General features: G+C 36.9%; 20 protein-coding genes. 19 read left to right on the plus strand and 1 reads right to left on the minus strand.

The window, feature by feature from the left end; translation table 11 throughout:
* Positions 1-7 precede the first annotated feature (7 nt).
* The 16 genes from PLR68_00325 to rsgA all read left to right on the plus strand — a co-directional run bounded on the left by PLR68_00325 (position 8) and on the right by rsgA (position 16,105).
* The gene (locus tag PLR68_00325) at positions 8-733 is read left to right on the plus strand and encodes an SWIM zinc finger family protein (protein ID HOW60187.1); all 726 of its coding nucleotides are present in this window, start codon (positions 8-10) and stop codon (positions 731-733) included.
* Between the two features lie 220 nt (positions 734-953).
* On the plus strand, positions 954-1,541 hold the full coding sequence (locus PLR68_00330) for a TetR/AcrR family transcriptional regulator (GenBank protein ID HOW60188.1): 588 nt from the start codon (positions 954-956) through the stop codon (positions 1,539-1,541).
* A gap of 57 nt (positions 1,542-1,598) precedes the next feature.
* A complete protein-coding gene (locus PLR68_00335) occupies positions 1,599-1,742 on the plus strand; it encodes a hypothetical protein (GenBank protein HOW60189.1) in 144 nt (47 codons plus the stop codon).
* Positions 1,743-1,827: 85 nt separating this feature from the next.
* Entirely contained in the window at positions 1,828-2,931 is a 1,104-nt protein-coding gene (locus tag PLR68_00340; protein HOW60190.1) for a lipocalin family protein, read from the plus strand.
* A 4-nt stretch (positions 2,932-2,935) separates the two neighbouring features.
* Positions 2,936-3,781: a patatin-like phospholipase family protein gene (locus PLR68_00345; GenBank protein ID HOW60191.1), complete on the plus strand. Its 846-nt coding sequence runs from the start codon at positions 2,936-2,938 to the stop codon at positions 3,779-3,781.
* Positions 3,782-3,861: 80 nt separating this feature from the next.
* Positions 3,862-5,019 carry an FtsX-like permease family protein gene (locus PLR68_00350; GenBank protein ID HOW60192.1) on the plus strand — a complete coding sequence of 386 codons (1,158 nt, stop codon included), beginning with the start codon at positions 3,862-3,864 and terminating at the stop codon, positions 5,017-5,019.
* 4 nt (positions 5,020-5,023) lie between these two features.
* The gene (locus tag PLR68_00355) at positions 5,024-5,695 is read left to right on the plus strand and encodes an ABC transporter ATP-binding protein (protein HOW60193.1); all 672 of its coding nucleotides are present in this window, start codon (positions 5,024-5,026) and stop codon (positions 5,693-5,695) included.
* 29 nt (positions 5,696-5,724) lie between these two features.
* Entirely contained in the window at positions 5,725-6,723 is a 999-nt protein-coding gene (locus PLR68_00360) for an efflux RND transporter periplasmic adaptor subunit (protein HOW60194.1), read from the plus strand.
* A gap of 84 nt (positions 6,724-6,807) precedes the next feature.
* Entirely contained in the window at positions 6,808-8,058 is a 1,251-nt protein-coding gene (locus PLR68_00365; protein HOW60195.1) for a glycosyltransferase, read from the plus strand.
* Positions 8,055-9,095: a glycosyltransferase family 4 protein gene (locus PLR68_00370; GenBank protein ID HOW60196.1), complete on the plus strand. Its 1,041-nt coding sequence runs from the start codon at positions 8,055-8,057 to the stop codon at positions 9,093-9,095. Before PLR68_00365 ends, PLR68_00370 begins: the two co-directional genes overlap by 4 nt.
* A 21-nt stretch (positions 9,096-9,116) precedes the next feature.
* Positions 9,117-10,310 (plus strand): MFS transporter, encoded by a 1,194-nt coding sequence (locus PLR68_00375; GenBank protein HOW60197.1) that lies wholly within the window; start codon positions 9,117-9,119, stop codon positions 10,308-10,310.
* A gap of 23 nt (positions 10,311-10,333) precedes the next feature.
* Positions 10,334-12,787, plus strand: a complete 2,454-nt coding sequence (locus tag PLR68_00380) for an HAD-IC family P-type ATPase (protein HOW60198.1) — start codon at positions 10,334-10,336, stop codon at positions 12,785-12,787.
* A 133-nt stretch (positions 12,788-12,920) separates the two neighbouring features.
* Complete coding sequence (locus PLR68_00385) at positions 12,921-13,532, plus strand: hypothetical protein (GenBank protein HOW60199.1); 612 nt, start codon at positions 12,921-12,923, stop codon at positions 13,530-13,532.
* A 262-nt stretch (positions 13,533-13,794) separates the two neighbouring features.
* The gene (locus tag PLR68_00390; GenBank protein HOW60200.1) at positions 13,795-14,001 is read left to right on the plus strand and encodes a hypothetical protein; all 207 of its coding nucleotides are present in this window, start codon (positions 13,795-13,797) and stop codon (positions 13,999-14,001) included.
* A 102-nt stretch (positions 14,002-14,103) separates the two neighbouring features.
* The gene (gene murI, locus PLR68_00395; protein HOW60201.1) at positions 14,104-14,931 is read left to right on the plus strand and encodes a glutamate racemase; all 828 of its coding nucleotides are present in this window, start codon (positions 14,104-14,106) and stop codon (positions 14,929-14,931) included.
* A 67-nt stretch (positions 14,932-14,998) separates the two neighbouring features.
* Positions 14,999-16,105: a ribosome small subunit-dependent GTPase A gene (gene rsgA, locus PLR68_00400; protein HOW60202.1), complete on the plus strand. Its 1,107-nt coding sequence runs from the start codon at positions 14,999-15,001 to the stop codon at positions 16,103-16,105.
* Positions 16,106-16,178: 73 nt separating this feature from the next.
* Here the strand turns inward: rsgA and PLR68_00405 are convergent, their stop codons facing one another.
* A complete protein-coding gene (locus PLR68_00405) occupies positions 16,179-18,668 on the minus strand; it encodes a valine--tRNA ligase (GenBank protein ID HOW60203.1) in 2,490 nt (829 codons plus the stop codon).
* Between the two features lie 211 nt (positions 18,669-18,879).
* On the opposite strand from PLR68_00405, the gene PLR68_00410 reads away from it, so the two are divergent.
* From PLR68_00410 to PLR68_00420, 3 genes are read left to right on the plus strand one after another with little or no spacing between them, the layout of a single operon-like run.
* On the plus strand, positions 18,880-19,449 hold the full coding sequence (locus PLR68_00410) for an HD domain-containing protein (GenBank protein ID HOW60204.1): 570 nt from the start codon (positions 18,880-18,882) through the stop codon (positions 19,447-19,449).
* A 47-nt stretch (positions 19,450-19,496) separates the two neighbouring features.
* Entirely contained in the window at positions 19,497-20,597 is a 1,101-nt protein-coding gene (locus PLR68_00415; protein HOW60205.1) for an Ig-like domain-containing protein, read from the plus strand.
* 17 nt (positions 20,598-20,614) lie between these two features.
* Positions 20,615-20,920, plus strand: a complete 306-nt coding sequence (locus tag PLR68_00420) for a hypothetical protein (GenBank protein ID HOW60206.1) — start codon at positions 20,615-20,617, stop codon at positions 20,918-20,920.
* Positions 20,921-20,936 lie beyond the last annotated feature (16 nt).

The following is a 20,936-nucleotide window of genomic DNA, read 5'->3' on the forward strand; positions in this document are numbered from 1 at the left end:
AAAAACTATGCAACCAGCCTACAATTTAGACAAAATCAAATTCGCCACAGATCCGCCTACTTTTGAAAAGGCGGTGGCTTTGTATGAAAGCGGTAAAGTGACGGAATTTAAGGAGGGCATTGGTGCGTATTCTGCCATAGTCGCAGGAACGAAACCTTATCGAGTATCTGTTGAAGCTCGGCGATTTGGATTGGCTACTTGCACTTGTTATCTTGGGCAGAATGACACGCTTTGCAAACATATGGTGGCCGTATCAATTTATGCGGTTATGCGAGGCAAGAAAATAAAGCCGGAAGACGCGAAGGTATTCAGTAGTTCGGTATGCAGTGGAAAACTTGGAAAATTAAGTGAGGAAGAATTAAAGAAAATTAAACAAGAAATTACTTCAGCTCTAAAATATATCAAGGCATATAGCGGCCCATCACGAACATGGTTTGCTTATCAGGCTTCGCTTTCAGAAGGATGCAATCGTTTGGCTAAAATTGTTTCCGAATTGCCAGCTGGCGAACAAACCGCAGAATTATTGGTCAGCCTCCTTTTGCGTCTGGATAAAAAACTGTGCACTGGAGGTGTGGATGATTCGGACGGTACTGTTGGCGGATTTATAGAAGAAGTTGTGGTTGTGCTTCAGGAATATGCGAAGCTTGATCCGGAATGCAAGAAGGCTCTCGTTGTTCTGGAAAAAACAGAGACTTGTTTCGGGTGGGAAGAACCGCTTTTGAAATTGAAATAGTCTCAATAAGATAAAAAACGCGTCATTTTGAACCGGCTTTGTAGAAAAGGGAATTACTTCCCCAGCAAGCAAAAAAGTCAGTTTTTTTATGGATAAATAAGCCTGTTTTAAGCTATATTTGACGATTTAGTGGACAGGTCGATTTGACAAATAATTGATATTACGGCATACTGAAAATAGCTTACCTATCGGTAAGTAAATAAGAAGTAACCAAGAAAGCATGAAAACAATCGCAAAACAACCAGAAGACGTTATTCAAGACACCAAGAAATATATTGTTGACACAGCCCGCCAGTTTTTTTCCGAATATAGTTATTTGGGTGTTTCTATGAGCGATATCGCCAAAAAACTGGATATAACCAAAGCTGCGCTTTACTATCATTTCACTGGTAAAGCCGAAATTTATGAAAAAGTACTGGATGAAGTTTTTGATGATTTGAGTTTGGCTATTACCGAAGCGATGAACGAAACCACGATTGATAAAAAATTACACAAACTGATTAAGAATTACTTAGAGTTTGGATTTAGAGAAAAAAATCTTATCAAATCTATAGTGTTAAAATTATCGCCGGCCGATAGACAGATAACAAAACACATTACTCAATTAAGAGAACGGGTTGCTGATCTGATTCAACCAATAATTGAAGAAGCTTTCGCAAGTAAGAAACTAACCGGTAAAGTTGATAGCCAACTTCTAACTTCCATGCTTACCGGCATGATGGACGGATTGCTTTTGGAATATTCGTTTCTTAATAAAAAAATAAATTCGGCAAAAATATCAGATCAAATTATTGCCGCTTTATTTTAAAGGTCGAGGACCAGTCCGCCTCAAGGACTTAATAAATGAGTTAATAAAAATAAAAATATGCCAACAAATTTTCTAGCAAACATTGATTGGTCAAGTCCCATGACAATTGGAATCGGAATTGGAGTCGTCGCGGTTATTGCTATTGCCGGATATCTAGTGTGGGCTTGGCAAGAAAAAAAGCCGCCATTTGATAATATGTAAAGCATTTTGGGCGCTTCATTTTCGTAGCTATCTAAACTAATAAATGGAGCGTCTTTTAATGATTTTAATAATTTGAAAGCAATTTATGTATAAAGAATATGAACCTATAAAGTTCCCAGAAGACGAATCGGCTCATGACGCCATTGTTGAATGGTGGTATTTTAACGGCCATCTTAAAGACAAATATGGCAACGAATATTCATATATGGATTGCCTGTTCAAAGTGGATGTCAAAAAAGTAAAAATACCTTTTTTAAGTAAGATTCCGCTTAAAACATCCTACTTCTCACATTCACTCGTTTCAGACATAAATAATAAAAGTTTTCAGCATAGGATATCTCCCTTTTCTGTTGTTTCTGATGACAGTTTTTCCAAATCCCTGCTTCATATAAATTACATCAATCCGGAAATTAAGAACGGTTATACTAACTGCGCTATTGAAAAAACAGACGAATCAAAATACCGCTTAAAAAATGAAGATATGGATTTGATATTAACTTCAATTAAAAAGCCCTTGCTGGAAGGCGGGAAGGGTTTTCTTGATCTTCATTCTAAAGCAACCTATTATTATTCCTTAACCAACCTGAAAACAGAAGGCAGAATAAAAATTAAAGATAAATGGGTGAATATTACCGGCAAGTCATGGGTGGATCATCAGTGGGCGGATGCCAGTTATTCCAAAGACAGGTGGGATTGGTTCTCGGTGCAATTGGACAATAATACGGAAATGGTTTGCTTTATGTATGATGACGGCCAGAAAAAAACTTATTTGGCCAGTATCTCTTATCCGGATAATACGCAAGAGCATTATGACAATATTAAAATTATTCCCCTGAAAGGACATTGGACAAGCCCTAAAAGCAAGGCTATTTATCCGATGTTATGGGAAATCAAAATACCGGCAAAAAATATACATCTGCTTCTGTCGGCAAAAATTGAAAATCAGGAAATGCTGTTCGGTTCAATCAATTATTGGGAGGGACCGCTTACGGTCAGCGGATTATTCGAAGATAAAAAAGTAAACGGTGTTGGTTTTATGGAACTAGTCGGTTATCCATCGCAATATAACAATGCAAAATATATCAGAGATGAAATAGGAAAAACAGCGAGCCGGGTTATTTCGTCTATGAAGAATAAGGCTTCGGCTTTGGTAGGCAACGTAAAAAATAATCCCGCAGAATCAGATTAAAATTATGGCAAAACTAAAACGACCTAAAATCGGTTTGGCGTTGGGAAGCGGCGGTCCCAGGGGGCTGGCGCATATCGGCGTAATCAAAGTTCTGAAAGAAAATAATATTCCGATCGATTTTATCGCCGGTTCAAGTATCGGCGCTATGGTCGGCGGATTTTATGCCGCTACCAAAGATATAGGACAAGTGGAAAAGATAGCGTTGGGAACTAACTGGAAAATGATTTTAGCATTGATAGATCCTTCTTTTCGCCAGGGATTGCTGGGAGGTAAAAAGGTAAACAATTTTATCGAAGATCATATCGACAAAATGGATTTTAAGGATTTAAAAGTTCCCCTTTCGGTAGTAGCGACAAATTTTAAGAACGGCGACGCGGTTGTTATAAACAAAGGCGACGTTGCCTCGGCAATCAGAGCCAGTATTTCTTTGCCATTGGTTTTTAGGCCCGTGGAAAGGGAAGGAAAATTATTGGTCGACGGAGGATTATCTTTGCCCGTTCCAGTCGAAGTGGTGAGAAAAATGGGAGCGGATTTGGTAATAGCGGTTAATTTGGATGCCGATTACTTTGCCGACAACAACAGCGAAAACAATAAATTCGGTTTTTATAAAATGGCTGAAAATTCAATCAATCTCCTGCGGCATCACCTGGCCTATCGAAATGTCGAAAATGCCGACATTGTTATCAGTCCGCAGGTTGGAAATGCGCATTGGGGAAAATTTCTGGACGGAAAAGATATAATTTCAGCTGGAGAAAAAGCGACAAAAATAAAATTATCACAATTGAAAGAATCGATACATCGGGAAAACAAGGACGTTCTGAGTAAGTTTTTAGATTTTCTTAAATTATAATCAAAATGCTTAGAAATTTTTTCATCGCCTGCTGGTTCAGCTTTAAACAGCTAACACGCAGCAACAAGAAAAGTGTCGTGATGACCATAGTGGTGGTAAGTTTACTTTTCATCAATATTCTTTTTATCGCGTCCATGATGTCCGGACTTATAAAAACTATAAACAATCAGGTTATAGATTATCAATACGGAAACATTGTAATCGAACCGACCAAGGAAAGTGAAAGTGACAACTATATTAAACAAGCGAATCAAACATTAAATGACATCAGAAGCATACCAGGTGTTATTGGGGCGGTAGAGCACTATAAAGAAGGCGTCAAAATCACATATGATCAGAAGAAAGAAGGAACTAACGTTAAAGACTTCAGCGGATACTTATATTCCGTAATCCCTTCAGAGGAATCAAATGTTCTTAAAATAAATTCAAAAATTGTTTCCGGAAGATATCTGGAAGATGGAGATCGAGGCAAGATACTTCTCGGACGGGAAATCAGCGGAGGCTTCGAAGCTACTCTTGAAAGAGCATCTTTGGGAGGGGTCCGAGTTGGAGATGAAGTTTATGTTTATTATCCCAATGGAATAAGCCGAAAATATACGGTAGCTGGAATTTTTGCTACCAAGAGTTTCCTGGCTGATGCGCAGGCTTATGTAACAAAAGATGAAATGGAAGATGTTTTGGGACAGCATGACCTGGCCGACGAGATAATTGTAAAAACTGCAACTATGGGAGATGAGAATAAGTATATTTCAAAAATAGAAAATGTATTGGAGCAAAAACTGAAACTTTATATCTGGAGCGATTTTTTGGGCGCCCTGTCAACCGTTACAAACAGCTTTGATTTTGTAAAATTAATTTTTTACGCTATCGGACTGGCTGTTTCCGGCGCCAGCATTTTCATAATCATCTATATCGACTTGCTTAATCAGAAAAAACAAATCGGAATCTTGAAAGCGATCGGAATGGAAAGCAAAACTATTGTTATTTCCTATGTATTGCAAGCATTTTTTTATGGACTTATGGGGGTGATTTTGGGAAGATTCCTGCTTGAATACGCAATCTCTCCATATTTTCTCAAGCACCCGCTGGAGCTTCCTATCGGATATATCAGCCTTAATATTGAAAGCCTTGATCTTATGCGCACGGAAATAAGCATGGTAGTCGTATCGCTTATTGCCGGATTCATCCCATCCGTTCAAATTGCCAGAAAAAATATTTTAGATTCAATATTCAAATAAAACAATGGAGAAAGATATTATAACCGTAAAAAATTTGCACAAAACTTATTCAGGGGAAGTTCCGCTGCATGTTCTTAAGGGCGTGAGTTTTTCTGTAAAGGAAGGGGAATTTGTGGCGATTATGGGCAGAAGCGGCAGTGGAAAATCCACCTTGCTTCATCAACTTAGCCTTTTGGATAACGCGGACGAAGGAGAAATAATTGTTGAAGGGCAAGAACTGACTGCCCTTTCAGACAGCGAAAAAACAAAATTTCGTCTTCAACACTTCGGTTATGTTTTTCAGGAATACGCTCTCCTGTCGGGATTCAGTGCCGAAGAAGCCGTCAGTTTGCCCCTTATTTTGCAAGGTTGCTCCATACGGGAAAGCAAAAAACGTGCCAGAGAAATACTTGAGATGGTTCAACTTGGTGATCGGATAAAACATTTTCCGTCCGAAATGTCAGGAGGCGAACAACAAAGAGTGGCGGTTGCCAGGGCCTTGGTCAATAATCCGAAAATTCTTTTTGCCGACGAACCTTGTGCCAACTTGGATTCGGAAACGTCAACCGTAATATTGGAACTTTTTAGAAAACTCAACAAAGAACTTAATCAAACCGTGATTTTGGTAACTCATGAACCGGAAGACGAGGAATATGTTGATAGGGTAATCCATATGAAAGACGGGATTTTACAATAAATAATTTTTAAATTTATAAATTAAAAAATATGCCAAAAGTTAAGAAAGCAATTTATTGGATCATTGTTGTCGCTATTGTGATAACGATAGGATCCATAATTTGGGGAAATAAGAACAAGAAAGCGGATTATACACTTACTCCGGTTAGCAAGGGGACGCTAACCCGGACCATTTCAGCCAACGGAGAATATTTATCTAAAGACGAAGCTAATGTCAGTTTTCGAATATCCGGACCGCTCATCAACGTTAAAGTGGATGTTGGGGACAAAGTGAAACAGGGACAATTTTTAGCCAGTGTTGATACGGGCACTTTAACGGAAAAATTGGAACAAGCAAAAAAAGCGGTTACGATCCAGAAAAAGACTTTGGCTTATCAAAAAGATAAGGATGATTTATATACCAAGGACCAACGCAGTGCTCAAAAGGCGGCGATCCAGCAAGCAGAGGCCGCCGTTGATGAAATTTCCAAACAATTCCAATATGCCAACATTAATGCACCGATAGGCGGAACAGTAGCTGAAAAAAATGCAAACATTGGAGAAATAGTTCAGGCCGGAAGCCCAGTGATTAAGATTGTTCGGGAAGACGAAATGAGAATTGAAGCTAGGGTTCCAGAAGTGGATATTGCCGGAGTCAGAGTCGGTCAGAAAATAAGTGTCAAATTTGATGCTTATCCGGAAAATCAAATATTTGAAGCGGAGGTAACGGAAATAGATCCAACTCCAGTTACCGTTCAGAACGTTGTTTACTACGTGGTCAAAATGCAGGTTGAAAATCCCGATGCAGGACTGCGATATGGTATGAACTGCACAATTTATGATAAGGTAGCCCAAAAAGATAATGTACTTATGATTCCCAAAGGAGTAATAGAAAAAGAAGGAGATAAAAAATTCGTTACCGTTCTGACTGATATCAAGAAACAAACAGTTGAAAAAAGAGAAATACAAACCGGACTGGAAGGAGATAATGGAATAGTGGAGATTGTTTCCGGTCTGAAAGAAGGCGAGCAGATAGCGACGGAGAAATAATAAAAAATTATCGCAGCTAAAATAGTTTCTTAAGCGTATTAAAAGCATGACTCAAAAAGTATTTTCTGTGATTAAATTTACTTTATGCGTATTCTTCTAATCTCAGATCACGCCGATCCATTGGCGGAAATCGGGTCCAAAGAAGCCGGAGGGCAAAATATCTATGTTTTCTACCTAGCAAAATTTTTGTGCCGACTTGGAATTTTAGTTGATGTGTATACTCGTTGGGACAGAAAAAACAAAAAAGAAATTGTTAAATTCAACAATCATTTAAGGGTTATAAGGGTTAAAGCGGGTCCGAAAAGGTATATACCTAGAGATAATTTTTTAGGTGTTGTGGATGAATTTACGGAAAATATATTGAAAAGAGTAAAAAAGGAAAAAATAAATTATGATATAATTCATACAAACTACTGGTTTTCGGGGCTTATTGGTTTAAAAGTTGCTAAAAAAATCAAGAAACCGCTTGTTCATATTTATCATTCTATCGGTCAAGTGAGATTTGAGAGTTTGAAAAAATACAAATTTCAGGAAACCAACAATGCTTTTTTTGAACAAAGAACGATTTTTGAAAAAGAAATAGCCCAAAAAGCGGACAAGATAATTACGACCAGTCCGGTGGAAAAAGAAATTATCAAAAATCTTTTTAGAATCAGCGGTGAAAAAATACAAACCATAACTATCGGGGTGGATACGAAAATATTTAGGCCGATAAAAACCGAAAGAGCCAGAAAACTGGCAAAAGTCGAAACTAACGGAAAAATCATTCTTTATGTCGGCAGAATCGAATGGAGAAAAGGAATCGGAACACTGCTTTACGCCTTCAAAGAAGTTATTAAAAAATATCCCAATGCAAGATTATTTGTTATCGGCGGGGGCAAAAGCAAATCGGCAAGAAAGCTGGAAGAGGCTGAATGTGAGCGACTAAAAAAAATCTCTCAAGAATTAGGAATAGAAAAGAGAGTAAAATTCCTTGGTCCAAAAAAGCAAAAAGAACTATATAAATATTATTCAGCTGCCGATGTATGTGTTGTTTCCTCATATTATGAACCGTTTGGAATAGTTCCTCTGGAATCAATGGCTTGCGGAACCCCTGTAATCGCTTCGCGCACTGGAGGGTTGCGATATACCGTAAAAGACAAAATAACAGGATGCCTGTTTGAACCCAAAAATTATTCTGATTTAGCCGAAAAAATAAACATCGTTTTGAAAAACGGAAAAGATTTTTATACGGGAAACTGTTTAAAAAGAATCAACGATGATTTTCAATGGGAAGAAATAGCTGATCAATATGACAATTTTTTTAATCAATTAATAAACAAAACAAAAAAATGAAAATTGCAATAGTAGCTCCATTTGAGGAAAAAGTTCCCCCACATAAATATGGCGGAACGGAACTTGTTGTTTATAACTTGACTCAGCAGTTAGTAAAGATGGGTCATGATGTTACGCTCATAGCAACTGGAGATTCCCAAACAAGCGCCAAGCTGGAAGTCATTTTCAAAAGATCGCTCAGAAGTATTCCTGATCTTACGGACATGAAGTTACGGGAAGCTTATAAATTTATTGGGATAGGAAAAGTGGTAACATATTTAAATGAAAATGATTTTAATGTTGTTCATAATCATATTGGCTGGAGATTGCTTCCTTTTGAAAAAATTATCGCTTGTCCGGTAGTCACAACTCTTCACGGACCTCTCGATGTTCCTTATCAGCAGAGAGTTTATGGCGAGTTTAGCGAGTCAAATTACATAAGCATCAGCATGAATCAACGAAAACCGATGCCAGAACTTAATTTTGTGGCAAACGCTTATAATGGTCTGGATATGGAAAAATTTAGACAAAATTACCAGCCAAAAGATTATTTCGCATTTCTTGGCAGAATGTCTCCGGAGAAGGGACCGGTTCAAGCCATAGCGGTGGCAAAAAAAGCGGGGGTGAAATTGATTATGGCAGCCAAAGTTGATCTGGTTGATGAGGAATATTTCAAGAAAGAAGTAGAACCATTAATTGATGACGATCAGATTAAATTTATCGGAGAAGTTGATCATGAAGAAAAAGTGGAGCTTCTTGGAAATGCTAAGGCTTTAATCGCTCCGATTCAGTGGGAAGAACCTTTTGGTTTGTTTTTTACCGAAGCAATGGCTTGTGGGGCGCCTGTGTTTGCAATGAGACGCGGATCCGTTCCGGAAATCGTAATAGATAAAAAAACAGGATTTATCTGTGACAGTGTGGATGAGATGGCGGAGAAAATAAAAAGAGTTGATGAAATTGACAGAAAGGATTGCTTCGAACATGTTAAGAAAAATTTTTCTTCGGAAAAAATGACGAAAGATTACATTAAGGCTTACGAAAAGGTAATGAAAAAATAACGCCTATAAGCAAGCTACTTTATGTTTAACTTCAAAAAAAGATATTCAGGCATAAGCCGAAATGTGGTTATTCTTGGAGTTGTCAGTTTGCTGACGGATCTTTCTGGGCAGATGGTTTTTCCATTGCTCCCTCTTTATATTACCTCAGTTTTGGGTGGCGGAGCGGTAGCTGTTGGCCTGGTTGAAGGAGCGGCCGAAGCGGCCGCCTCGCTTTTAAAAGTCGTTTCCGGCTATTGGTCGGATAAAATAAAAAGCAGGAAACCGTTTGTTTTTTTTGGCTATACCCTTTCGGCTATAATGAAGCCGGTCCTGGCTTTTTCCGGCAGTTGGTTTTCCGTGCTACTCATCCGAATATTAGACCGAGTAGGAAAAGGTTTGCGTGACGCGCCACGCGACGCTATTATTGCCGAATCTAATAATCAGGCAACATTAGGCAAGGCTTACGGATTCAACCGGGCGTTGGATGGGCTGGGTTCAGTTGGCGGATCAGTATTGGCATTTTTGCTGCTTCCGGTTTTTGGTTTTGTAAACTTATTTAAGCTAGCCATTATTCCCGGTTTAGTTTCGGTGGGGGTGATTTCTTTGGTAAAAGAACCGGAAAGAATTAAAAAAGTTGAGAAAAAAATTTCCTTGAAAGTAGGATTTGGCGAATTGACGCGCGAGTTAAAAATATTTATTCTGGTTGCGACAATTTTTACACTGGGAAATTACAGCTATGCTTTTTTGATGCTTCGGGCGAAGGCGGACGGACTGGGAGATGAAAAAACTATCATGCTTTACGCTCTTTTTTATTTAGTCTACACCCTTTTGTCTATGAAAGCCGGATCATTGTCCGACAAATTTGGCAGAAAACCGATAATTTTGGCCGGATACGGAATGTTTACTCTCTTATCTATCGGGCTTTATTTATTTGGCGGTGTTACATTTACAATAATTTCGTTCATACTTTTCGGAATATTTTTTTCCTTGATTGATGGCACTCAGCGGGCATTCGTTTCTGATTTGTCACCGGCTCGTCTCAAGGGAACGGCTCTGGGAACTTTCCATACGTTTACCGGTTTAGCGGCTCTCCCTGCCGGATATATTGCCGGAGAACTTTGGACAAAAATAAGTCCGGAAGCGACGTTTTTGTTTGGAGCTATAATCGGGAGTGTTTCCATTTTGATTTTTTACTGTTCACTGAGCAATTGTAAAATTAATTATAATAAAGCATAAAACTAATTTTCTATTAAACAAAAATGAAATATAAAAATCTTACATCGGAAGAAGTTGAAAGAAATCAAATCAAGTTTGGAAAAAATGTTTTGCCGGAAGAAAAAACCGTTCCGGCAATCAGGCTTTTTCTGGCGCAGTTTGCCAACCCTTTAGTTTATATTCTTTGTTTTGCCGCTCTAATATCTCTCTTTCTTCATAAATATTTTGATATAGCACTCATTCTCTCTGTTGTTGTTGTTAATGCTATTATGGGATTTTTTCAAGAGAATAAGACGCAAAAAACTTTGGCGGCTCTCAAAAAATTGGTAAAACCGAACGCTAAAGTTTTGCGCGACAATCAAAGACAGGATATTGAAGCGTCAGAATTGGTTCCGGGGGATGTTGTTTTTCTCGCTGTCGGAGATAAGATTCCGGCTGATGGAAAAATTTTAGAATCAATCTCTTTTCTGATTAATGAAGCTATCTTAACCGGTGAAAGTGAGGCGGTGGAAAAAAAAGAAGGGGAAGAAGCTTATATGGGAACGATTGTTTCTTCCGGCCGGGCGGTAATGCAAGTGACGAATATTGGCATCGCGACAAAAATCGGAGAAATTGCCGAAACCCTGAAAGATACGCAGCAGCCGATAACCACTCTCCAAATCCGTTTGAAAAAATTGACCCAAAATTTAATTTACATTTCAATTTTCTTGGCGGTCTTGGTATTTATTTTTGGTTTTGCAACCGGCCGGGATTTTTGGCAGATGGCCGAACTTTCCGCCATTCTTTTGGTGGCGATTATTCCCGAAGCCTTGCTTATTGTTATTACTTTGGTATTGGTGCTGGCAATGCGTGACAGCCTGAAAAGAAAAGCGCTTATCAGGAAAATTTTAGCGGTGGAAACTTTGGGATCGGTTACGACAATTTGCACGGATAAAACCGGCACGCTCACAGAAGGAAAAATGAAGATTGTTGAAACTGATTTTTCCGACCAAGAGAATAGTTTTTTGGCAATGTGTCTTTGCAATGACAGGAGTGATACTGTGGAAATTGCGCTTTGGGATTATCTGGATGGGTTAAAAGATTTTGACCAGCAAGAAAATTTTGATAAATATAACAGAGTTTTTGAAATTCCTTTCGGCAGTGAGCATAAATTTATGCTTACAGCCAATCATCTTTCAGATGGCAGCGGCAATCATTTTATAGCCATCAAAGGAGCGCCGGAAGTTATTTTGAAAATGTCTAATTTGAGCGAGGAAGATAAGAAAATAATAACATCCAAAATTCACAGATGGGCAGAAAAAGGACTAAAGGTGCTGGCATTGGCTCACAAAAAAATATCGCAGGAGGAGATAGAGGAAATAAAAAACAAAAAAATATCCGGATTTGAGTGGAGTGGAATAGTTGGTCTTTGGGATCCGCCGCGAAAAGAAGTGAAAGAAACGCTGGCGATCGCCAGGGAATCGGGGCTAAAGATAAAGGTGGTGACTGGTGATTACCACCGCACGGCAGTAAAAATTATGGAATCCTTGGGAATGAAGGTTTCGTCCGGCGAGATTTTAAAAGGAAGCGAATTGGAAGAATTAAGCGATGAAGAATTAAAAAATAAAATTACCAACATTTTGTTATTTGCCAGGGTAACTCCGGAGCAAAAACTGAGGATAGTTACCGCTCTTCAGGAACTGGGAGAAATTGTGGCTATGACCGGAGATGGCGTAAATGATGCGCCAGCGCTCAAAAAATCCAACATTGGAATAGTAGTGGGAGATGCTTCGGAGGTAGCTAAGGAAACCGCCGATCTTATACTTCTGGACAATAATTTCAAAACGATTATTTCCGCAATTGAAGCCGGAAGGTTGGTCTTTGAAAATATCAAAAAGATAATCTTGTTCATCCTTTCCAATTCTTTTGCGGAAGTAGTGGTTATTATGGGTGCTTTGATTTTAGACTGGCCGTTTCCTCTTACAATCGTTCAAATCCTGTGGCTCCATCTTCTGTGCGACGGGCCGGAGGATTTTATTCTGGGTTTCGAACCAAAAGAAAAAGAAACAATGCTTGATGGACCCAAAAGAATGGACGAACCGATTTTTGGAAAGCTCAGTATTTTTTTGACTGTAGCAATATCTCTTCTCTCCGGCCTTATCTCTCTCGGCTTTTTCTGGTACTTCGGTTTATATCAAGGGAATGTAGCTCTTGGTCAGACAATGGCTTTTATGTCGCTGGCTTTCAGCTCTGTTGTTTATATTTTTTCCTGCCGGACGCTTCGCAAACCGTTTTGGAAATATGAAAATTTTTGGTCCAATAAATGGCTTTTTGCGGTTGTGATTTTTAGTTTATTTTTAGCTACTATTATCACGTATTTTCCTCCGACCCAAAAACTTCTAAATCTGATTCCCTTGAATTTATTCCAATGGAGTTTGCTGGTGGCAAAAGCAGTATTGCTGGTTTTGGTTATTGAAATAGGAAAGTTAACGATGAAGCCAAAAAATAAAAAGAGTTGATGGAATTGACAGAAAAAATTATTTTAAACATGTTAGGAAATTTTTCTTCGGAAAAAATGACGAGAAATTATGTCAATGCTTTTGAGGAAGTTATAATTGAACAATAAACTTTGACAAGTAAAAAAATATAGATATGGAATCGAAAATAAAGAAAATTCTTGAAAGAATAGATTTGCTAAATGAAGCGTTAAGAAAAGAATATTCGCAGCTTGGGAAAAAATACGGATTTCTGATAAAACAGCGGAAGGTTATATTTTTAGAAAAAATCAGGGAAAGAAACAAAAAACTTCGCATACCTGCTTGGAAATACGCTATTCCAAAAAGTATCCGTCACTTTCTTTCCATGCCCTTTATTTATATGATGATTTTCCCTGTAGTGATCCTGGACATATTCATCACTGTTTATCATTGGGCCGCTTTTCCTCTGTATGGTATTCCGAAAGTCAAAAGAAGGGAATATATAGTTTACGACAGAAAGTTTCTTGATTATCTTAATGTTATCCAAAAAGTGAATTGTCTGTATTGCAGTTATGCAAACGGTTTCTTTGCTTATTCTTTGGAGATTGCGGCCCGGACAGAAAGATATTGGTGTCCGATTAAAGCTGCCCATAAACCGAAAGTTTATCATAATTGGTACAAGGATTTTGCCGATTACGGAAATCCCGAGGAGTGGAATCATAAATTCAACGACCAAAAAGCCTTTGAAGAATTGAAAAAAATATCTTCGGAAAAACAAAACAAATAAAAACAATTTAAGCATTTCCAAAATTTGCCGACAATCACCTCCTTTCTAGGGAGTTAAGGTGAAGCTCTGAATTTATTCAGGGTATAATCTATTGGTCTTTCATTGACTTCGGTCAATGTTCAAATTCGGATAACACAACTTGAGGACTAGCCACAATAGCTTGTGACTTTAAAAAACACCCTGGAGGGTGTTTTTTGCGTCCTTGTTATTTTATTTCCTCATGTTAAAATTTATTAAAAGTACTTTTATAAAGGAGGGTTAAATGAAAATTATTGTTTATGGACAATTTGTAAGAGCCGCACTTATCGGTTTGATGCAAAAAATTAAAGCTTTATGGTGCCCATTGCCCAAAAGAAACTTTGTCCAAGGAAGCACTAGGGGAGAACTTTGGCGACCTGCCAATCTTGAAGAAGTATCGCTTCGCGCAAGTCAGTCAGCGGCAGAGTTCTGCAAAATGTTTCAGTCATAATTTTATCTCAAGAGAAAAAAATAAAGGGTTCGGCAATTGCTGTACCCTTTTTTATTTGGTCTTGTCTTCTTATCTAACAGGGGTAGAATAGAGGAAAGAAATATGAATAATAAAAAAAACGGGGCAATTGGCATATTCGATTCCGGTCTTGGAGGGCTAAATGTCATGAAAGGACTCATCAAAGAATTGCCGGAATACAATTACATATATTTAGGGGATACAGCGCGGGTGCCTTATGGAAACCGATCGGAAAATATTATCTATGAATTTACTAAACAAGCAGTAGATTTTCTTTTTAACAGCGGATGCGAAATCATAATTTTTGCTTGTAACACAGTATCCAGTGATGCTCTTAGAAAAATACAGCAAGAATATTTGCCAAAAAAATATCCACGGAAACAAGTTTTAGGCGTGATTATTCCAACGGTTGAATATGCTATTTTAAAAACTAAAAACAAAAGGATTGGAGTAATTGCGACTAAAGGCACAGTAATGTCTGATGCTTTTAAGAGGGAATTTTTGAAAGTTGATAGTAAGGTGAAGGTTTTTCAGAATCCTTGTCCACTGTTGGTACCGATTGTGGAAGCTGGCGAACAAAATTCAAAAACAGTTGATATTATTTTGCAAAAGTATCTAAAGCCATTACTTATCAAAAAAATAGACATATTGATTTTGGGCTGCACTCATTACGGAGTTTTTAAAAACAAAATTAAAAAAATAATTGGGGGAAAAATAAAAATAATTTCTGAGCCAAAAATTGTTGCAAAAAAATTAAAAGAATATTTGCAAAGGCATCCTGAATTAAATAGAAAATTGGCAAAAAATTCAAAATATGTTTTTTGTTCCACAGATCTAACAGATAGATTTGAAAAATTAGGCAGTAAAATTTTTAGCAGGAAAATTAAAGTAAAAAAGGTAAAAATATGCTAAAGGAAATCAGCGATTAGTGGAAGAAAATAAATAGAGCTTAACCCTGTTTTTGTGTTATTATTTATCTATGAATAAAGAAATTAAAATTGAAGATTTAGGCTGGGATGAATTTTTTGAATCTAATCGAAAAAAATTTGAGTTGGATAATTTTCAGGTTGCGCGCGTGATTGCTGAACATAGGGGAGCATACAAAATTAAAAATGCCAGTGGAGAATATCTGGCTAAAATAACAGGGAAGCAGATGTTTAAAGCAAAATCGCGGGAAGATTTTCCGGCCGTCGGAGATTGGGTGGCCATTACTGAGGCTGATAAAGAACAGGCGACAATCCAAAAAGTATTGCCGAGAAGAACCGTGATGAAAAGAAAATATGGCGACAAGAATAAAATTGGTGAAAAAAATGAAACTCAAATCATCGCGGCTAACATTGACGTGGCGTTTGTCATTGAGTCAATTGACCGAGACTTCAATCTGAATCGCATTGAAAGATATTTTGCTATTGCAAGCGATGGCGGCATAAAGTCGGTTGTTATTTTGAATAAAACAGATTTAATTTCGAGGGAAGAATTGGAAATAAAAATCAGTGAAATAAAAAATCGGCTGGTGGATGCTAATGTTATTGCCACTAGCACTTTGACCAATGAAGGATTGGCAGAATTAAAAAAATATATAGCCCCAGGAAAAACTTATTGTTTTCTCGGTTCGTCAGGCGTCGGAAAATCTTCCCTAATTAATAAATTGATCGGAGAGGATATTATAAAAACCGAAAACATTGGAGTGCGTTCGGGCAGAGGCAAACACGTAACTACCGGACGAGAAATGTATTTTTTGACCAATGGTGGAATTGTGATTGACAATCCCGGAGTTCGGGAAGTGGGAATGACGGACACGGGCGCCGGTGTGAATGATTTGTTTGATGAAATAAATGCATTGTCAAAAAATTGCAAATTTGTTGATTGCACGCATACACAAGAACCTGGTTGCGCAGTTTTAGTGGAACTTCAGGCGGGTAAGTTGGATGAAAGCAAATATGCCAATTATATCAGTCTCAAAAGAGAGGCTGAGCATTATGAAATGTCAGAAATAGAGAAAAAAGAAAAAAATCGAAGTTTTGGAAAATTTTTAAAAAATGCAAAAAAAGAATTGAAAAAATCAGGACTTAAATATTTTGACTAAGCCCGATTTTAATAGATTGCAATTCATAATTCACAGCTAAGCTTTCTGTATTTTAAATATACGCAGTCCCTTTCTATGAAAGCATGATGACGGGATTATTTGTTATTTCATTTTCTGAATCATTTTCCTGAAATGTAATAGATTCTGCTCTGGCTACAAAAACAAGATCATTCCAGAAAGGCAACAAGAGATACTTTTCTTCTTTGGTTCCTTTAAGAATAATGGGTGGAAGTTGAGCGTTAGCGGATAATTTAATGGAAGTTTTATATTTTCGAACCGCACTAATGGCTTTAAGCATCAACTCCATTCCAATAGATTCGTCTTTATTGAGAAGATTTGTTTCTCCAGTTGGCCAATCAGTAAGGTGAATGCTATTTATACCTTCATGATGGGCAAAGAATCCGGAATCTATGTCACTTGTAAATTTACCCTCAGGAGATAACTCCGCATGAAACATTTCTTCCGTAATATGGGGAAGAAGCGGAGAAATCATTTTTAATGCAATAAGATATACATGATAAAGCGCGTATTGAGCCGATAGTCTTTTTGTTTGAGAAGAATCTTCAGTAGTCCATAATCTGCCTTTAACAATTTCAAGATAATTATCGCATAAATCATTCCAGAACCATTCTTCAAAAGTTTGTCTAGCGTGGCTGTATTCATAGCGTTCAAATTCTTTAGCCATAGTTGCTGCAGTAGCATGAGCACGATTTATTATCCATCTGTCAATTGCCTCCAATTCTGAAATTTTTTCTCCTTTATAATCGCGAAGATTATCCAAAATTAATTTTCCTGCGTTGTAAATCTTGGTTATAAGTTTTTTTCCCTTTTTTACCTCTAATTCATCATAAAAAGCATCTCGTCCAAGGGTAGCTCCATACATAGTATAACGAATTGCGTCAGCAGAATGTTCAGCGATTAGTTCTTCAGGCTTGTGTTTTCCTCCGCCAGTTTTTTTACTTATTTTTTCGCCCTTTCTAAGCAATAGGTGGCCAGAAATCATAAGTTCACGCCAGGGAATGTTTTGATGGCGGTAGAAAGCCATAAGAACAGAATACATTACCCAAGTACGTATTATGTCGTGACCCTGAGGCCTCATTGACATAGGATACATTTTTCCAGTTAATTTTCCGTTTCCAGGGAAGTAGTTGTTTATATCAGGGGTAAGTGCTGAAGTAAACCAAGTATCAAGGACGTTCTTTTCAGGAATCATTTTTCCTTTGCCGCAATAATCACAAGTATGAATTTCAGTATCTATTTTTGGATTAACTGGTAAAGATTCTGTTTCGGGAATGAAAACATGGCCACAGGAGTCACATACATAAGCAGGAATAGGAACGCCGAAAAACCTTTCTCGAGATATACACCAGTCCCATTTAAGTCCAGACACCCACTCTTCGTAGCGTTTTCGCATATATTCAGGGTGCCAGATTATTTTGCGTCCAGCGTCCAACAGATCTTCTTTTTTATCAAGAACTTTTACAAACCATTGTTTGGTCGGTATGAGTTCGATTGGAACACCGCAACGTTCATGAACTCCCACATCATGTTTTATGGGCTGTTCCTTGCGGATTGCATTAAGTTCTCGAAGCTTAGAGATAATAATTTTTCTTGTCTCTCCTATTGTTTTTCCTGCTATTTCTGGAAAGTCTTCCAAATATGATATTTTTCCTTCCGGAGTAAAAATAATTTTTTCTGGAAGATTATGCTTACGTTTCCAAAAAACATCAGTCTCATCTCCATATGTGCAGCACATAACTGCGCCTGTTCCTTTTTCTACTGATACTTTATCATCAGCAATAATGGTTACTTTTTTTCCAAGTGGGGAAATTGCAAACTTTCCAATCTGGGGTAAATATCTTTCATCTTCTGGGTGGACAAAAACAGCTACGATAGCAGGCAGAAGCTCGGGGCGGGTAGTTGAAATTATAAGCTCTTCTCCATTTTCACAAGTAAACACAATATCATAAAACATAGCATCAATTTCTTTATCTTCAACTTCAGCCTGTGCTACAGATGTATGGCAATTATGGCAATAAAGTGCAACAGCCTCCTTTTGGTATATTGCATCCTTTTCGTATAATTCCTTGAATACCGTTTGTGCCAGCTTTTGAGATTCAGTTGATATTGAAGAGTATGACAAATCCCAATCAATGCTAAGCCCAAGAGATTTCCAAAGATTAGTATATTTTTTCTTATATACTTCAGTAACTTCCAAACAAATTTTTACGAATTCTGCAAGAGGCATAGTGCTTCCCTGAATATTGTGTTCTTTTTCGACAAGCCTTTCAGTAGGAAGACCATTATTGTCATATCCCATTGGATAGCGGACATTAAAGCCTGCTAAACGGCGAAATCGTGCAATAACCTCTGCCTGAGTATATGAGAATACATGGCCCAAATGAAGTGATCCTGATATGGTAGGAGGAGGGGTGTCAATAGTAAAAAGTGGTTTTATTGAATCAGGATCAAATCTGTTTATTTTCTCATTTTCCCAAAAATTTTGCCAATAAGACTCTCTATTCTGAGGTATGTATGATTCTTTTTCTCCTTTATTTTTCATGGTTTTTCCCTGATTTATTTGAATTAAGCTTTTTTACTTTAACATGATTTTCTTCAATAGTAAAGATTTATTGCCAAAAAAATAATATAAAATTAAAAAGGCGGTAAAATAAATTTATGAAATATAATATGAATAAATTTTATTTTTTGCACTGGATAAATCTATTATTGTTTATGGCAAAAATTTCATTATTAAATTATAATATAAACATATGAAATACACAGAAAAAATTCAAAAGGCAATAAAGTTTGCTACTAAAACGCATGATGTTTACCAAAAACAAAAAAGGAAAGGCAAAGATATTTCCTATATCACTCATCCACTAACCGTAGGAATAATTTTGGCGATAATCGGAAAAAATGAGGATATAATATCAGCTGGAATTTTGCACGATACAATAGAGGACTCAATAGAAGAAAAAAAAGTTGACTATAAAATGCTGGAGCAAAGGTTTGGGAAAAAAGTCGCTCGTGATGTTTTAAGTGTAACAGAAACAGAAAAAAGATTGTCCTGGGCGAAAAGAAAGGAAAAAGCCTTGAAGCATATAGAGCAATTTTCCCATTCATCGGTTTTAATAAAATCAGCTGATATTTTAGCTAACGGGCGTGAATTGATAGATGACTATCATAGAGAGGGCGAGGCTGTTTTTGACAGGTTTAATGCAGGAAGGAATGATGTTCTTGCAAATTATCAGAAGGTTATCGCAGCATTGCTTAAACGCTGGAAGGACAATCCCTTATCAAAGGATCTGAAAAAGTTAGCTGAAAATTTGCCCAAATAAACTAGCAATATGATTTTTTTCCAGTTTATGATATAATTTTACAAGTGATGAAAAAAATAAAGAATACTAAAAAAATATTAAAATATAACCTGTTGGTAGCTGGCATTTTTGTTTTTGCTTACCTGATTTTCGGATTTATAGGTAGTCAAAAAATGTCTTTTTCGGAGATTAAAAATGAAGGACGTATAGCTGGAACAATGATTTCAGTTTTCGTAAGTCCTTTTGTAAAAGTAACCACATTTGACGGAAAAAATATTGAAGATTTCAGTGGCACCCCTTCGACAAAACAAAAGAGACCAATATTTACTGGAACATCAAGTATTTCAAATGCTATTATAGAATTAGAAATACAAGAAAAGAACAAAACAATCTATGCAACAACCATAGCCGATGGCAGTGGTAATTGGGAATGGCTTCCATCAGAAGATCTATCAGAAGGAACCAATACTTTATACATAGAGACTAGCGATCCTGCAGAACCTGCTTTTGTAGCTACATTTTCATTCTTATTTGAAATTCAGAAAAAAAGTAATGGAGAAGATGAGGATGACGATGAAGATAAAGATGAAACAGCAATTTTACCACCTTCTTCTTATACAATAAATGAGCCTCAAAAAGGAAATGCCGCACTAGCCGAAAGGCCTGTGGATTTTAGTTTGCTAATCAACAAAGGCAAAGAAGTCTTTAGAGGCGACAATCTGGAAATAGAAGTTACCTTCCTAAATGTTAAAGATGATTTTGGCGAAGTTACTATTTCGTTCGTCCTTATTTCACCTGATAATAAAGTTATAAAAGAATACCCTTATGTAATTTATCTCAAAAACAACGAAAAGGTAACAAGAAAAATATATCTTCCAAATGACTTGAAGCTCGGAAAATATAAACTCCAGGCCAATTTGACTGTCAAAGACAATATTATCAGTCAGGAAAGATCTTTTTTCTTGAAAGATAGGCCTATAATGGAAATAGGAACGGGGAATATTATTACTTACGATGATATAATAAATAATTTAGGATGGATCGGGCTGTACTTTTTAGTATTTTTGTCGATTATCATTTTTTTAATCAGGAGAGAATATATTATATATAAGAGATCAAGAAATCACGTCACAGAAGAAGTTCTCTACAAAAAAGGATTTATTAGTTAAAAATTAAAATAAAAAATATGCAATACGCAGAATTCGTTCTTAAAATTTTATCCTTGGGCATGCTGGTTTTTTCAATAATTTTTACTTTAGGAATTATTTGGAGAGCGGAAATGAAACTGGACACGGTATACAAAATATTTTTTGTGGCTCTTGTGTTTTTATTTATATCGCAGGGAATGGAGCTATTTGTAAAAAATGAAATATTTTCCTTTGTGGGTCAGATATTTAATTCTCTTTTTTTCTTAGTTATGCTTGCTAGCATATGGATGACTAGAGATTTATTTAAAAAAATTGATGAAGAAAAAAAGAAGTCCAGTAATTAACAACATGAAACTATAA

The organism is Candidatus Moraniibacteriota bacterium, from assembly GCA_035390125.1.
Taxonomy (GTDB): Bacteria; Patescibacteriota; Minisyncoccia; order Moranbacterales; family GWC2-37-73; genus DAOOTD01.

What these genes read in the sequence shown, in the direction of transcription:
- PLR68_00325 (HOW60187.1), top strand. Translation starts at nt 8, where the DNA reads ATGCAACCAGCCTACAATTTAGACAAAATCAAATTCGCCACAGATCCG.
- PLR68_00330 (HOW60188.1), top strand. Translation starts at nt 954, where the DNA reads ATGAAAACAATCGCAAAACAACCAGAAGACGTTATTCAAGACACCAAG.
- PLR68_00335 (HOW60189.1), top strand. Translation starts at nt 1,599, where the DNA reads ATGCCAACAAATTTTCTAGCAAACATTGATTGGTCAAGTCCCATGACA.
- PLR68_00340 (HOW60190.1), top strand. Translation starts at nt 1,828, where the DNA reads ATGTATAAAGAATATGAACCTATAAAGTTCCCAGAAGACGAATCGGCT.
- PLR68_00345 (HOW60191.1), top strand. Translation starts at nt 2,936, where the DNA reads ATGGCAAAACTAAAACGACCTAAAATCGGTTTGGCGTTGGGAAGCGGC.
- PLR68_00350 (HOW60192.1), top strand. Translation starts at nt 3,862, where the DNA reads ATGACCATAGTGGTGGTAAGTTTACTTTTCATCAATATTCTTTTTATC.
- PLR68_00355 (HOW60193.1), top strand. Translation starts at nt 5,024, where the DNA reads ATGGAGAAAGATATTATAACCGTAAAAAATTTGCACAAAACTTATTCA.
- PLR68_00360 (HOW60194.1), top strand. Translation starts at nt 5,725, where the DNA reads ATGCCAAAAGTTAAGAAAGCAATTTATTGGATCATTGTTGTCGCTATT.
- PLR68_00365 (HOW60195.1), top strand. Translation starts at nt 6,808, where the DNA reads ATGCGTATTCTTCTAATCTCAGATCACGCCGATCCATTGGCGGAAATC.
- PLR68_00370 (HOW60196.1), top strand. Translation starts at nt 8,055, where the DNA reads ATGAAAATTGCAATAGTAGCTCCATTTGAGGAAAAAGTTCCCCCACAT.
- PLR68_00375 (HOW60197.1), top strand. Translation starts at nt 9,117, where the DNA reads ATGTTTAACTTCAAAAAAAGATATTCAGGCATAAGCCGAAATGTGGTT.
- PLR68_00380 (HOW60198.1), top strand. Translation starts at nt 10,334, where the DNA reads ATGAAATATAAAAATCTTACATCGGAAGAAGTTGAAAGAAATCAAATC.
- PLR68_00385 (HOW60199.1), top strand. Translation starts at nt 12,921, where the DNA reads ATGGAATCGAAAATAAAGAAAATTCTTGAAAGAATAGATTTGCTAAAT.
- PLR68_00390 (HOW60200.1), top strand. Translation starts at nt 13,795, where the DNA reads ATGAAAATTATTGTTTATGGACAATTTGTAAGAGCCGCACTTATCGGT.
- murI (HOW60201.1), top strand. Translation starts at nt 14,104, where the DNA reads ATGAATAATAAAAAAAACGGGGCAATTGGCATATTCGATTCCGGTCTT.
- rsgA (HOW60202.1), top strand. Translation starts at nt 14,999, where the DNA reads ATGAATAAAGAAATTAAAATTGAAGATTTAGGCTGGGATGAATTTTTT.
- PLR68_00405 (HOW60203.1), bottom strand. Translation starts at nt 18,668, where the DNA reads ATGAAAAATAAAGGAGAAAAAGAATCATACATACCTCAGAATAGAGAG.
- PLR68_00410 (HOW60204.1), top strand. Translation starts at nt 18,880, where the DNA reads ATGAAATACACAGAAAAAATTCAAAAGGCAATAAAGTTTGCTACTAAA.
- PLR68_00415 (HOW60205.1), top strand. Translation starts at nt 19,497, where the DNA reads ATGAAAAAAATAAAGAATACTAAAAAAATATTAAAATATAACCTGTTG.
- PLR68_00420 (HOW60206.1), top strand. Translation starts at nt 20,615, where the DNA reads ATGCAATACGCAGAATTCGTTCTTAAAATTTTATCCTTGGGCATGCTG.